At 71.6% G+C, this 13,640-nt stretch carries 12 protein-coding genes; 6 read left to right on the top strand and 6 right to left on the bottom strand.

Annotated features, from left to right (window positions below):
* Positions 1 to 22 precede the first annotated feature (22 nt).
* The gene (locus ACVW19_RS31060) at positions 23 to 1,738 is read right to left on the bottom strand and encodes a hydrogenase maturation protein (RefSeq protein WP_457463611.1); all 1,716 of its coding nucleotides are present in this window, start codon (positions 1,736 to 1,738) and stop codon (positions 23 to 25) included.
* Positions 1,739 to 1,963: 225 nt separating this feature from the next.
* Between ACVW19_RS31060 and ACVW19_RS31055 the strand changes: the two genes are divergently transcribed.
* Entirely contained in the window at positions 1,964 to 2,350 is a 387-nt protein-coding gene (locus ACVW19_RS31055) for a hypothetical protein (RefSeq protein ID WP_457463609.1), read from the top strand.
* A gap of 100 nt (positions 2,351 to 2,450) precedes the next feature.
* Here ACVW19_RS31055 and ACVW19_RS31050 read toward each other — a convergent pair whose 3' ends face one another.
* Together ACVW19_RS31050 and ACVW19_RS31045 are read right to left on the bottom strand one after the other, a co-directional pair.
* Positions 2,451 to 3,341, bottom strand: coding sequence for an oxygenase MpaB family protein (locus tag ACVW19_RS31050; RefSeq protein WP_457464859.1), 891 nt, complete (start codon positions 3,339 to 3,341; stop codon positions 2,451 to 2,453).
* Positions 3,342 to 3,386: 45 nt separating this feature from the next.
* A complete protein-coding gene (locus ACVW19_RS31045; protein ID WP_457463607.1) occupies positions 3,387 to 4,274 on the bottom strand; it encodes an oxygenase MpaB family protein in 888 nt (295 codons plus the stop codon).
* A gap of 179 nt (positions 4,275 to 4,453) precedes the next feature.
* Here ACVW19_RS31045 and ACVW19_RS31040 point away from each other — a divergent pair, with 179 nt between their 5' ends.
* The 4 genes from ACVW19_RS31040 to ACVW19_RS31025 are packed head-to-tail and all read left to right on the top strand — an operon-like array spanning position 4,454 to position 9,002.
* Positions 4,454 to 5,083, top strand: a complete 630-nt coding sequence (locus ACVW19_RS31040; protein WP_457463605.1) for a DUF6230 family protein — start codon at positions 4,454 to 4,456, stop codon at positions 5,081 to 5,083.
* A 25-nt stretch (positions 5,084 to 5,108) separates the two neighbouring features.
* Entirely contained in the window at positions 5,109 to 6,596 is a 1,488-nt protein-coding gene (locus tag ACVW19_RS31035) for a DUF6114 domain-containing protein (RefSeq protein WP_457463603.1), read from the top strand.
* A gap of 13 nt (positions 6,597 to 6,609) precedes the next feature.
* The gene (locus ACVW19_RS31030; protein WP_457463601.1) at positions 6,610 to 7,503 is read left to right on the top strand and encodes an oxygenase MpaB family protein; all 894 of its coding nucleotides are present in this window, start codon (positions 6,610 to 6,612) and stop codon (positions 7,501 to 7,503) included.
* Positions 7,500 to 9,002, top strand: coding sequence for an aldehyde dehydrogenase family protein (locus ACVW19_RS31025; protein WP_457463600.1), 1,503 nt, complete (start codon positions 7,500 to 7,502; stop codon positions 9,000 to 9,002). The genes ACVW19_RS31030 and ACVW19_RS31025 overlap by 4 nt, the downstream gene beginning before the upstream one ends.
* Positions 9,003 to 9,052: 50 nt before the next feature.
* Here ACVW19_RS31025 and ACVW19_RS31020 read toward each other — a convergent pair whose 3' ends face one another.
* Complete coding sequence (locus ACVW19_RS31020; RefSeq protein ID WP_457463599.1) at positions 9,053 to 9,679, bottom strand: TetR family transcriptional regulator; 627 nt, start codon at positions 9,677 to 9,679, stop codon at positions 9,053 to 9,055.
* 518 nt (positions 9,680 to 10,197) lie between these two features.
* On the opposite strand from ACVW19_RS31020, the gene ACVW19_RS31015 reads away from it, so the two are divergent.
* Positions 10,198 to 10,905 carry a TetR/AcrR family transcriptional regulator gene (locus ACVW19_RS31015; RefSeq protein WP_457463597.1) on the top strand — a complete coding sequence of 236 codons (708 nt, stop codon included), beginning with the start codon at positions 10,198 to 10,200 and terminating at the stop codon, positions 10,903 to 10,905.
* A 139-nt stretch (positions 10,906 to 11,044) separates the two neighbouring features.
* Here the strand turns inward: ACVW19_RS31015 and ACVW19_RS31010 are convergent, their stop codons facing one another.
* Both ACVW19_RS31010 and ACVW19_RS31005 read right to left on the bottom strand, forming a co-directional pair.
* Positions 11,045 to 12,649 carry an MDR family MFS transporter gene (locus ACVW19_RS31010; protein WP_457463595.1) on the bottom strand — a complete coding sequence of 535 codons (1,605 nt, stop codon included), beginning with the start codon at positions 12,647 to 12,649 and terminating at the stop codon, positions 11,045 to 11,047.
* Between the two features lie 131 nt (positions 12,650 to 12,780).
* Positions 12,781 to 13,518 carry a TetR family transcriptional regulator gene (locus tag ACVW19_RS31005; protein ID WP_457463594.1) on the bottom strand — a complete coding sequence of 246 codons (738 nt, stop codon included), beginning with the start codon at positions 13,516 to 13,518 and terminating at the stop codon, positions 12,781 to 12,783.
* Positions 13,519 to 13,640: the final 122 nt, after the last annotated feature.

Raw genomic sequence — 13,640 nt, 5'->3', positions numbered from 1 at the left:
GCGCTCGGATCTTCGTTCTCTGCTAACAGTCGGCCCGTCCGGCGGGGGCCGCATCCGGACTGCCTCCGTTGGTGGCCGCGGATTCCTTGCGCACGAAGGCCCGGCGCAGGGCGTGGTAGGGGGCTGCCGGGTCGTCGAAGATGCTCCGCATGCGGGCGAGTTCCTGCTCCCGGTAGCGGGCGAGAGGTGAGGTGGCCTCTCGGTGCTCGGCTTCCGCCTTCTTGGCCGCGAGACGCGTCTGGACGGAGGGAAGAGCCGGGAGGTGTGCGGCCGTTCGGGTGACGTCGTCGGCGAAGTCGTCCGGGCCGCAGTGCAGGACCCGGTCGACGAGCCCCATGCCGAGCGCCGCCGAGGCCGTCAGCGGCGCGGCCTCGCCGGTGAGCCGTTCCGCCGTGGCGGCGCCCACCCGGCGGGGCAGGGTGTACGTCCAGTACTCGGAGCCGTACAGGCCCATGAGCCGGTAGTGCGGGTTGAGGACCGAGCCGGAGCGGCACCAGACCTCGTCCGCGGCCAGGGCGAGCATGACCCCGCCGGCGGCCGCGTTGCCGCCGATCGCGCTGACGACGAACCGGTCGGTCGTGGTGAGGACGGCCTCGACGAGGTCGTCCATGGCGTTGATGTTGGCCCAGGACTCGGCGGCCGGGTCGGCCGCCGCCTCGATGACGTTCAGGTGGATGCCGTTGGAGAAGAAGTCCCGGCCACCGCCCAGTACGAGGACGCCGGTGGGGCGGGAGCAGGCTGCCCGGTAGGCGTCCAGCAGGCGGCGGCAGTGGTCGGTGCCCATGGCGCCGCCCGGGAAGGAGAAGGTCAGGAAGCCGACCTGCCCCTCCTCCCGGTAGCGGATGTCCTGCCAGGTCCGGGCTCCGGGAGGCGGCTGCGGTGCCGCGGGGACTTCGGGCAGGGCGGGCAGGCGGTCGGCGAGGGCGAGGGTGGCGGGCAGTTTGCAGGCCCGGGGACGTCCCGGGCCGGTGCGGGCCCGCAGTTCCGGGATCCAGACCGCGCCGTCCGCCGTGGCCCGGCAGATCGCGCCGGTGCGGGTCGCCAGGAGCTCACCCGGGCGGCCGCGGAGCCGGTCCTCCGCGTGGCCGCCGTGCAGGAACCATTCGCGGCCGAGAAGTTCGTCGCGCACGCCCGGCTGGGAGTCCGCGGCGCGCAGCTTGCGCAGGACGGTGTCGGTGGAGTCCGTGTCCCAGGAGATGCCCCGGTCCTTCTGCCGCAGCGGCGGCCGGGTCCTGGCACCCGGCAGGCGGGTGAAGTCGTCCTGCGGCCGGGGCACGTACGTGCCGGAGGCGAACCGGTCGACCGCGAGCAGGACGGCCTCCAGCGCCGCGTCGGACACCTCGCCCCGGTACAGGTCGCTCTTCGCCACGTCCGGCACGGCGAAGTTCGTCGTCGCCCACACCGGGCCGGCGTCCATCTCGGCCACGGCCTCCAGCACGGTGACGCCCCACTCGCCGGCTCCCTCCTGAACGGCCCAGTCGAGTGAGGCCGGCCCACGGTCCCCCACGGGACCGGGGTGGACGATCAAGCAGGTCCGCGCCGCCCAGACGTCGGGCGGCACGACGGCTTTCAGCAGGGGAGCCACGACCAGGTCGGGATCGTGCCGGTGCACGGCACGGCGCACGTCCTCGCCGTGCGGTGTGACCTCCACGGCAACGGTGTGGCGGCGTTCCGACAGCTCGGCGTGGACACGCTGTGTGAGGCTGTTGTACGCGCTGGCGACGAGCAGAATACGCATGGCGGCTCTCCCTCGAAGGCGCGGCCGCCGTCGTACCGCGGCCGTCCGGGGATCGTCGGGCCCTTGCGCCCTCCAGTGGTGGCATGACTCCCGGGCATCGCTCGCACGGGTGACACTTCGGCTCCACCTGGCCGGGAGGCGAGCTCGCCGCCGATGGTGACAATTGGTGTGATATCGGGTACTCGACAGGGTGGCCGACACGACAACCGACAGGCAGGCCGGCACATGTCCAGAAAAGAGAAGTCGTCGCAGCCTCCGCACGGCGAGGGCCCGAGCCGCCACAAGGGCACCGAGCAGCACGGCTGGGCCCCCGACGTCGACGAGACACGCCAGCAGGACAACCCGAGCGCCCGGCGCTCCTTCCACCCGGACGAGCACGCCCCGCCCCCCGGCAAGGGACGCAGGAAGTCCAGGCAGGAACGTGGATCCGTCCCCGGGGACACGGTCGAGAGCGGCACGAAGAGCGGCGAGGAGTACGGCGACGCCGCGGAGAAAGGAATGCGTGACACCGGGCCCCGGGGTCGCTCCCGGCGCCCGAGCGGCACCAGGGACGACTCCGCCTTCACCGGCGTCGACCCGGACAAGGACAAGGACCGGCGCCGCCCCGGCTGACGCCGGGCGGGTGGTGTGCGCCCGCGCCCACATCACCGGGGGTGACCGGGAAACGGTCACCGGCCGTCCGGGCCGCGTCGGACCGGGACCGGGACCGGGGTCACCTCCGGGCGGCGCGGCGGGCGGCGCGGGCTTGGGGCAGGTAGCGCAGGCTCTCGGGCAGCAGCGGGACCACCGTGCGGACGACGGCACCCAGGCGGCGCAGCCTGCGTTCGTCGCGTGCCGTCCAGGCCAGGCCGAGGTGGTCACGGAAGGCGGGCGGGAGCAGGCCGGTCGTGACGAAGACGTGCAGCCGCGCCAGGGGCGGGCGGAGCACCGGCCAGAGCCGGCGCAGGAACGCGCCCGCGCCGTCCGGCGGTGGGATCGGCCGCCGCGGGTCGAGCAGTTCCGCCACGACGGCCGTCTTCTCCAGTTCCTCACGGACCATCGTGTCGAAGTAGGGCCAGAACTCCTCCGGGGTGCGTGGCATGTCGCGCTGCTTGATGCCGAGGATGGCGCCGAGCTGGAGGAGTTCGTCGTAGAGGCGTCGTTCGTCCGGTTCGTCGAGGGGCCGGGACAGGTACTGCGCGGCCCTCAGGAAGACGGGGTAGGCGGTGGCGTGCACCCAGGCGTAGTAGGCGGGGGTGAGTGCGTGGTAGGCGCGGCCGCGGGTGTCGGTGCCGCTGATGGTCTTGTGCAGCCTGCGGAGCCTGCGGCCCTCCTCGAGGGCCTGTTCGCCGCCGTAGACCCACAGCTGCAGGGAATCCAGCGAGCGCTCGGCCCGGCCCCAGGGATCGGTGCGGAACACGGAGTGCTCGTCGACACCCGCGCCGACCGCCGGGTGGGCGACCTGGAGCACCAGGGCGGCCGGCAGGGAGAGCAGGAGCCGGACGTCACCGGCGATGTCCCAGAGGAGGGAGCCCGGCGCGAACGGGACGGGCTCGGAGCGGGCGTCCGGGCCGGGTGCGGGGCCCGTGTCCGGGCCGGCCGCGTGTGCGTGGCCGCTGTCCATGCCCGTCACCGCCTGCCACCTCCCGTCACCTTCTGTCACCTTCCGTCACCACGATCCCAGGGGCCGCCGGGTGGCGGGGTCGGTGCCCGGCCGGTGGGTGGCCCAGTAGGCGATGGCCAGGGACACGGTGATCCTGAGCGGCGGCGGTACGAGCGCCATCAGGAAGCGCACCAGCCGCGCGAAGCGCCGCAGGGCACGTTCCTGCCGCCTGCTCCAGCTCAGGTGCAGCCTCTCCCGCAGTTCGGGGGGCAGGGTGCCGACGGTGACCAAGAGGGCGTAGTGCGCGCCGACGCGGGCCAACGGCCACCAGAGCGGGGCGGGAATCCATCGGAACGGCCTGGCGGGGCGGGCCAGTTCGTCCAGGACGTCCTGGACCGACCGGTTGTGCTCCAGGCGCTGGGCGACCATCTCGTCGTAGTACTCGACGAAGGACGGCCAGTCCGGCGGAAGGTGATGGTCCTTCAGGCCCCATACGCGGCCGACGTCCCGCATCCCGCGGTAGTACTCCTCCAGTTCGCCCTCCGGCATGCCCTTGCCGAACAGGCGCTGGGCGTCCACGGGGCCCTTGACGAGGGTGGCGTGGACCCAGTGGTAGGCCTCGGGGTTCAGCGCGTGGTAGCGGCGGCCCGCCGAGTCGGTTCCCTTCATCGGGGTGTGCACCCGGATGAGACGGCGCGCCTCGGCGGTGGCGGCCTCCTGCCCTCCGTAGACGACCGTGGTGAGCGACAGGAGCGTCCGGACCAGGCGGGGCCAGGGTTCGGCCCGGAAGTCGCTGTGGTCCGCGACGCCGGCTCCGACCACGGGGTGCGACACCTGCAGCAACAGCAGCTGGGGTGCCATCAGCGTGGAGCGGGCGTCACCGAAGTAGCGCCAGACCGCTTCGCCCCTGCGGGGCGCCCGAATCTGTGATGGTGCGTCATTTTGCTTGCCCATCAACTGAGTTGGGGGGTCGGACGTGTGCGGTATGCCACTCATGAGGCCTCCGTTCCTCCGTCGTGTCCGGAGTATTGACGCACCTCGTGAAACAAGTCAATAGTTTTTGTATCTTCGACTCTCTCGACGGTCCGACCGGTACGCCATCCGCCCCATCACTCCGACCCTAAGGAACTCTCATGAGGGACAGAGAGGCACGCAACGGCGACCTCCCCACGGGGGAAGGCCGAACCCACTGGAAGCGCAGCGCCGTCATGTTCGTCCCCTGCACCCTGGCCGTGGGAGCCATGGGCATCGCCCTCGCACAGGGGGCGATCGCCGCCTCGTTCGCGGTGTCCGGCACCGCGTTCAAGGTGTCCGCCTCGGAGGTGACCGCCAGCGGCGTGTCCTCCTTCCCATCCTCCATCGGCTCCAGCGGCGACGCCAAGCCCGTCCTGCTGGCCGCCGTCAAGAACGGCACGGTCTCCGGCGTGTGCGTCTCGCTGAAGCAGAAGGTGCCCGTGGTCGGGGAGATCTCCATGCTGGTCCGCTCGGGCGCGGAGAAGCCGCTCGAGGGCAGTGATCTCGTGGTGAACGCCGACGCGCTCACCGGTGGCAAGGGCAAGGTCACCGGGGTCCAGGCCGGTCGCGACGCCTCCACCCTGACCGGCGCGCCCGGCGTGACCGGCCCGAAGGGTGTCTTCGGCGTCCAGGCGGACACCGCTGTCGCCCAGGACGTCCGGAGCGCCGCGTACTCCGCCAACGGCGGCACGCTGACGCTGGAGAAGCTGGAGATCGAGTTCAGCCGCGCCGGCGAGCAGTGCTTCTGACGGCGCCGAGAGACGGACTCACGACATGTTCGGTTTCGTTCTCGGATTCCTGTCGGAGCTCGCCCGGGAGGCCGGCGACTGGCTCGACCGGATCCTGCCGGCACCCCGGGCCCGGCGGGCGTTCCGCCACTGGCGCAGGAAGCGGCCGTTCTGGGCGGCGATGTGGGTCATCGCGGGCGGCCTGGAGATGGTTGTCATCCCCCTGGCCCCGCTCCCCCTGATGATCAAGGTCGGCGTCGGCGCGATGTCGGCCGTCGGCATCAGCGTCGTGCTGGTCGCGGGCGGGCTGTTCTTCCTCTTCAAGCCCGACCAGCGCATGTTCGTCTCGATCGTCACAGCCGTCGCGTCCCTGACGTCGCTGGCGACCACGAACCTGGGCGGCTTCGGCCTGGGGATGGCGGCGGGGCTGATCGGCTCCTCCATGGCGTTCGGATGGATGCCGCATCCCGCCCCGGACCGCGACGCACCCCGGACCCCGTCGGCGGCGGCCGGGCCCGTCCCCGCCGCCCCGTCCCTGGCCGCGGAAGGAGACGGAATCCTCCCAAAAGCCCGTGAGGACCGCGCCCGGCACGCCCCGCCCGCCCTGCGCGCCCGGCGTCGCGGCCGTGCGCGGGGCGCGGTCCTCCTCACGCTGAGCGCGGTGCTGGCGGCGGCCGCTCCGCCGGCCGGCAGCACGGCGACGGCTCGGGGCGCCGGTGTCTCCCCGCTGCCCTGGCCGACGTTCACCTGGCCCTGGGACCCCGGGCCGACCGGCCCGTCGCCCACTCCGTCGCCCGCAAACACCCCGTCCCCGACGTCGGAGCCCGCCCCCGGCCCCTCCCCGTCCCCCTCACGGAACGGGAACGCGGAGGACCCCGGCAGGGACGACGAGGGCACGGACAAGGAGAATCCGGAGAAGGACGCCGCCCAGGTCACCCTCCCCTGCCTGACCGGCATCGACACCGGCGGGTCGCCCGATCCCGACGACCCCGCCAAAGGGGAGGCCGGGACCGGGTTGCCCGAGGACCCCGACGATCTGACGGCCCTGCGCCCGCCGATCGTCATCGGGGACCGGCCGGGCCGTCCTCGTGCGACCTATCCGGTCAACAGGCTCTATCCGGAGGTCGGCGCGGACAGCCTGACCGCGTACGGGGCCATCATCCAGGGCGCGACCTACCTGAAGACGGCCGACGGCAGTCGGCTGAAGGTCCTGTGGGTGCACGCCGACCGGCTGGTCGCCGACCACTACGCCTTCCGGCTGGAGACCGCCGGCCAGGTGCGGACCATCGACGTGGATCTCGACATCCCGCAGGTCGACATCTACGTCACCCGGCTCACCGGCTCGATCAAGATCCCCGTCATCGACGTCTCCACCCCCCGGATCTGCATCGGGGCCGACATCGTCCCGGCCAACCTGCCGATCGCCGTGCGGCTGCCCGAACTGTCGGTCACCGCGGTGGAGGCCGGACAGGTGCTCGTCGACGCCGAGACGGTCAACTTCTCCAGCCTGAAAGCGCGCACCCTGTCCCGATAAGGAGGCACCACCGATGGGCCGCTACCACCGGCTCCACCGCATTCGGCAGATGGACCCGCAGCAGGACCACGAGGAGATCTTCTCGCTGATCACCCGCTACGAGTTCCCCTGGGACTACCTGCAGGGTGTCTCCGTCGCGTTCCTGCGCGACTACGGCGTCCCCCGCATCTCCCAACTACTTGACCGGACCCAGGAGTTCGAACGCTCGGGTCAGAAGCGCTTCGACGACACGGTCCTGATCGCGTACGAAATGGTCCGCGACGGCATGGACTCGCCACACGGGCGGGCCACGGCCCGTCACCTCAACCGTATCCACGGCCGCTACCGCATACCGAACGAGGACTACCTGTATGTGCTGGCCACCACCGTGGTCGGGCCGAAACGGTGGATCGACCGCTACGGCTGGCGCAGGCTGTCCTGGCAGGAGTTCGAGAGCCTGGCCCTGGTCGGACGGCGAATGGGCGAGATGATGGGCATCGCCGACGTGCCCGCCGACTACGTCGGCTTCGAGCGGCTCCTCGACTCCTACGAGAAGGAGATGTTCGCGTACGACCCCGCCAACCGGAGGGTGGCCGCGGCCACTTTGCGGATCATGACCGAGTGGTATCCCCGGCCGCTGCGTCCGCTCGTCGCCCGCTTCTCCCTGGCGGTTCTGGACGAACCGCTGCTGGCCGCGCTCGGCTTCACCCCGCAGCCCGGCTGGCTGCGCGCCGCGGCCCACCGCGCCCTGCGCACCCGGGCCGCGGTGGTGCGCCTCCTGCCGCCCCGCCCCGACTGGTGGGGGTTCCGGCACAAGCCGCGCAGTTATCCGTTCGGGTGGACGCTGGACGACCTCGGCCCGCACTGGGCGCACGGCAGACCGCTGGAGCCGCTCGCCGATGAGACCTCACCACTGGAGAACCGATGACCTACATCTCCCGACGGACGGCTCCGACGGCGGTGTTCACGTCCCTGGACCCTGCCACCGGCCGGCCGCTCGCCGACCATCCGGTCCACGGGCCCAAGGACGTCGCACGGGCGGTGGAGCGGGGCCGGGCGGCCGGAACACGCTGGGCGGCCCTCCCGGCCGCCCGCCGGCGGGCTCATCTGCTCCGCTGGAAACGGAGGTTGGCAGCGGAGCTGGACGCGGTGGCGGAGTCCGTCGCGGCGGAGACGGGCAAGCCGCGGCAGGACGCCGAGCTGGAACTGCTGTTGACCTTGGAGCACTTGTCCTGGGCGGCACGCAACGCCGGGCCCGTACTGCGCCGACGCCGTGTCCGCACCGGGCTGCCGGCGTCGAACCAGGCGGCCTCGGTCGTCCACCGGCCGCTCGGGGTGGTCGGGGTGATCGGCCCCTGGAACTACCCGGTCTACACGCCGATGGGCTCCATCGGCTACGCCCTGGCGGCGGGCAACGCCGTGGTGTTCAAACCGTCCGAGTACACCCCGGGCACCGGAGTACTGCTCTCGCGGCTCTTCGACGCGGCCGTGCCCGACTTCGCCGGCCTGTTCACCGTCGTCACCGGAGCCGCCGAGACCGGCGCGGCACTGGCTGCCTCCGGGGTCGACAAGCTCGCCTTCACCGGCTCGCCGGGGACCGCGCGCAAGGTGATGGAGGTGTGTGCCCGGTCGCTGACGCCGTTCCTGGCCGAATGCGGGGGCAAGGACGCCGTCCTCGTCACCGCGGACGCGGACCTCGACGCCGCCGCGGACGCCCTCGTGTGGGGCGCGCTGGGCAACGCGGGCCAGACCTGTGCGGGCGTGGAACGCGTCTACGCGGTCCGGGCGGTGCACGCGGAGCTGTGCGACCGGGTCGTGGAGCGGGCCCGCGCGCTGCGTCCGGGCGCGGGCCCGGACGCCGCCTACGGCCCGATGACCATGCCGGGCCAGAGCGACGTGGTGCGCCGGCATGTCGACGCCGCGCTGGCGGCCGGCGCGGAGACACCGCTGGGTGAGGTGGAGCCGTCAAACGGTCCGTTCGTGGCGCCGGTGGTGCTGGTCGACGTACCGGAGGACTGTCCCGCGATGACCGAGGAGACGTTCGGGCCCACCGTCGCGATCAACGCGGTGGCGGACGTCGAGGAAGCGGTGCGCCGTGCCAACGCGTCCCGTTACGCGCTCGGCGCGGCGGTGTTCTGCGGCAGCCGCCGCGAAGGCGCGGCAATCGCGTCCCGGCTGCGCGCGGGAGCGGTGTCGGTGAACTCGGTGCTCGGCTTCGCCGCCGTTCCGGCCCTGCCGTTCGGCGGATCGGGCGACTCCGGTTTCGGCCGTATCCACGGTGCGGACGGGCTACGGGCGTTCACCGCGCCGCAGTCGGTCACGGTCCGGCGCTTCGCGCCTCCGGTCGACCTGACGTCCTTCGCCACCCCGCCCGCCGCGAAGGCACGCGCCGTCGCACTCATGCGGTGGCTGCACACCAGGCGCTGAGCGGCCGACCGGACCCGCCACGGGGCAGAGTGCGGGTCCGGCGGCCCCGGTCAGGCGTCGAGCAGCGGCGCGAGGTAGCGCCGGGCGAAGGCTCGGGCCTGCTCCTCGTCGTCGAGTTCGATGCAGCCGGCCGGGTTGAGCAGGAAGGAGACGGCGACGCGCACCATCAGCTCCGCCACCGGCCGCGGGTCGGAATCCGAGCGGCCCTCGGTGTGCTGGGCCCGCCGCAGATGGGACGTCAGGTAGTCGGTCGTGACCACGAGGGCGGGGCCGCCCTGGACGGTCAGGTAGGGCAGGACCACCTCGGGTTCGAGCCGCAGCAGACCCCCGAAGAGCGGGTGGGCCCTGGTGTGGCGCAGGGCGACCACGAACCCCTCGACGACCCTGTCCTGCATGGTCGGCAACGGAGCGACCGCGTCGTCCAGTTCCCGGAAGAAGCGGCTGACCTCTCGCAGCAGGCACGCCTCGACCAGTCCGTCCTTGCTCTGGAAACGGCGGTACACCGTCACCCGCGAGACGCCGGCCCGTTTGGCGACGTCGTCCACCGAGGACCGGCGCAGGCCGAAGGTCGTGAACTGCTCCAGGGCGGCGTCGAGGATCTGCCGCGCCAGCCTTTCCTCTGTCTCCGGCCGTGCGAGGGCACGCGCCAGCAAGGAGTCGTTCGCAGAAGTCTTCATGGTGTCTTTCACGGTACCGGCCCACCCCCAGTGAGCAACGTTGAAACATGCCTCATACATATGTATCCGCACACGTTCGGAGGCCCCATGGGACGTCGTCTCACCGCACCGCGGTCGGACTTCGCCGCCGCCATCCGTGACTTCGCCCAGCGCGAGTGCGGGACCCTGGAGCAGCTCGCCGCGCTGACGCAGAACGGCCGGGAGCCGCACGACCCCGAGAGCTACGCCCTGCTCGCCGGGGTTCGAGCTGCGGGCTCATCGGTCCCTCTCGCGGCAGGGGCAGGCAGCCATCCTCCGAACGGGCCTCTGCTTAGCGCTCACTAAGAAGGCAGAGGAGGGCCGGAGAACGGTCAATGCCCCCGACACGAGCGACCCTCAAGGCGTTTCGGCCCGTATTCCCGGTGCCGCCGCCGCTGACACCCGCGTCGACTGAGCGATTGATAAGCAGGAATCGAGGATCCCCGGGCGCTCGGCGGACGTAACATGGCGCTCGCCGACAACCCATCGGAGGAGCACCGTTGAGCACGCAGTCAAGCCAGGAGACCGCTGCCGCACCGCACTGGAGCGCGTACGGACCGCTCGATCTGCACCCGATCCTCGTGCACGCCATGGAGGCCTTCAACGAGCACGGGTACCACGGCACTTCGGTGCGGGACATCGCCGGCCGGGTGGGAGTGACCGTCCCCGCGCTCTACTACCACTACGAGAACAAACAGGCCCTGCTCGCCACTCTCCTTGAGACGTCCGTGAAGGACGTCCTCGACCGCTGCCGGGCCGCCGCCGCCGAGGCCGGCGACGAACCGCTCCCCCGCTTCTGCGCCATGGTGGAGTCGATCGTGCTCTACATGGCCAACCGCAAGGGGCTGGCATTCCTGGACACCGAGATCCGCAGTCTCGAACCGGGCAACCGCGCGCGGTACGTGGCCCTGCGCGACTATCTCGAGCACATGCTGCTCGACTCGGTCGAGGCCGGCATCGCACAGGGCGTGTTCACCACGCCCATCCCTGCCGACGCGGTCCGCGCCGTGCTCATCATGTGCCAGGGCGTGGCCAACTGGTACCGGGCCGACGGCCCTCTCACCGCGGCGGAGATCGCCCGACGCCACGTGTTCCTCGGCCTCGGCACGGTGGGCCACCCGGGCGCGGTGAACGGCGCGGAGGAGATCTTCTCCCGGCACCGGGCGACTGCGCCGAGGCCACGGACCGACCCGAGGAGCCGCGGCTGAGCCCGCCGGGCCGGCGCATCGCGCTCGCGCGCCCCTGACTCCTGGGCCTCGGCCCCGAGGGCGCGCAACGAGCGCGGAGGCCCTTTGGGCGTTCCGCCGGAAGACCTCCGCACCCCACCGCCCCGGAGGGCGTCGCGCCTCAGCCGACGCCGGCCGTCGATGCCGCCGTACCGGCGGAGTCCGCGGACTCCGCGGTGAGCCGTTCCATGCCGCTGGTGTCCTTCAGCGGCTTCTCCTTGATGAACAGCACGGCGATCACGGCGAGGGCCGCGACGGGCGTGGCCACGAGGAAGAGTTCCGCGGTGGCGACCCCGTAGGCGCGCTCCACGATCTCCCGCATCGGCGCGGGCAGCGTCGCCATGTCGGGCACTCTGCCCCCACCGGACTCGTTCGCACCGGCCGGGATGCCCGCTTCCGTCAGGCTCTTGGTCATCTCGGTGGCGACCCGGTTGGCGAGGATCGCCCCGAGCACACTGGTGCCGATGGTGCCGCCCATGCTCCGGAAGAAGGACAGCACCGAGGTGGCGGCGCCCAGTTCGGTCGCGGGAACGTCGTTCTGGGCGGCCAGCACCAGGTTCTGCATCAGCATGCCGACGCCGATGCCCATGATCGCCATGTAGGCGCTGAGCAGGCCGAAGTGGGTGTCGACGTCGATGGTGGACAGCAGCCCGAGGCCCGCCGTCATGATGATGGAGCCCGCGACCAGGTACACCTTCCACCGGCCGGTCTTGGTGATGATCTGCCCCGCGACGGTCGAGGAGACGAGCAGGCCCAGGATCATGGGCAGGCTCATCAGACCCGCGATCGTCGGGGACTTGCCCAGGGAGATCTGGAAGTACTGCGAGAGGAAGACGGTGCCGCCGAACATGGCCACACCGACGAGGAGACTGGCGACGGTGGTGAGCGTCACGGTGCGGTTGCGGAAGATGTGCAGGGGGATGACCGGTTCCGGCACGCGCGACTCGACGACGACCGCGGCGATCAGCAGCAGCACTCCCCCGCCGGTCAGAGCGGCGGTCTGCCACGAGACCCAGTCGAACTCGGTCCCCGCGAGCGAGACCCAGATGAGCAGGGCGCAGACACCCGCGACGATCAGGAAGGCGCCCAGGAAGTCGATCTTCGCCTCACGGCGGACGGTGGGCAGCTTCAGGGTGCGCTGCAGCAGTGCGATGGCGAGCAGCGCGAACGGCACACCGATGAAGAAGCACCAGCGCCAGCCGAGCCAGGACGTGTCCACCAGGACACCTCCGATGAGCGGTCCGGCCACGGTGCCGACCGCGAAGACGGCGCCGAAGATGCCCGCGTACTTGCCGAGCCGCCGCGGCGGGATGATGGCCGCCATCACGACCTGCGCCAGAGCCGTGAGACCGCCCGCGCCGATGCCCTGCACCACGCGGCTGAAGATCAGCAGCCCCACTTCCTGCGAGAAGCCCGCGAGCAGCGAGCCGACGATGAAGAGGGACAGGGACAGCTGGAGCAGCAGCTTCTGGTTGAACAGGTCCGACAGCTTGCCCCACAGGGGCACCGTCGCCGTCATCGCCAGCAGTTCGGCGGTGATGACCCAGGTGTAGGAGGACTGGCTGGCCTCCAGGTCGGCGATGATGCGCGGGAGCGCGTTGGCGACCACGGTGCCGGCCAGGATGGCGACGAACATGCCCGCCATCAGCCCCGACATGGCCTGGAGTATCTGCCGGTGGGTCATGGCGGTGGGTGACGCCTCTGCGGGCGCCGGTGTTGAGTTCACTTCGGTTCTTTCGCAGCAGTCAAGAGTGTGGGAGGGAAAAGAGAGGAAGGGAGGAGGGAGGGAGGGAGGGAGGAAAACGGATCGCGCGTGCCGGGAACGACGCGCAGCCGTTCCGTGAGAGACGGAGGGGGTCAGGCCCCTTCGACGGGTTCGACCGGTTCCACCGGTCCGGCGGGTTCGACCGGTCCGGCGGGTTCGACCGGCCCCGGAAGTCCGGCGGCCACGTGGTCGAACACCGAGCGGAAGACCGCCTCGAAGGGCGCCTCGTCCTGCCGTACGCACCAGTGCTCCACGGCCACGCGGACGGCCGTGGTGCCGACGGCGGCCAGCAGCCTCGGATACAGCCCCAGGGCCTGCCTGCGCAGTTCGCCCTCGGCCGACCCGAGGGGGGGACGGTCCCCCGTGAACAGCGGCGATCCGGCGCCGACGCGCTCCGCGAGCGTCTCGGCCAGAAGGAACTCGTCCTCGACGTGGGCGCTGAGACTCCGCGCCAGCAGGTGCGGTGATCTGCGCAGCACCTCGGAATGCAGACGCCACAGCTCGTGCTGTTGCTCCACTTCCCCCAGCTCCGCGGCCAGCGCGTCGCGCAGCGCCGCCAGCGGGGGCGTGCCTGCGGGCGCGGCGAGCACTGCCTGTCGGACACGCACGCTCGACTCCGCGCCCACCATCACGAACGCCTCGTCACGGGAGTCGAAGTAGTTGAAGAACGTGCGGGGTGAGACGCCGACCGCCTCGCTGATCGCGTCGACGGTGACGTTCTCCGCGCCGTGCTCGGCCGCCAGCCGCACCGCGGCCGCCACCAGGGCGGCACGGGTGGCCCGCTTCTTGCGTTCCCGAAGCCCACCGTCCGCGGGGTCTCTGTCGCTCACGTCGTGCAGGATACGCAAATATGCAGAGCCTGCAAAAATATAAAAGGTCTCGGCCGGCGGCGTGGCCTGAGCGACCGCGCCACCGGCCCGGCGGACGCGACGGAGCCCGGCCACCCCGCGGG

Source organism: Streptomyces sp. TE5632 (assembly GCF_054061295.1).
Note: the sequence above shows the minus strand (reverse complement) of the source record. Positions and strands in the feature narration are given on the sequence as shown.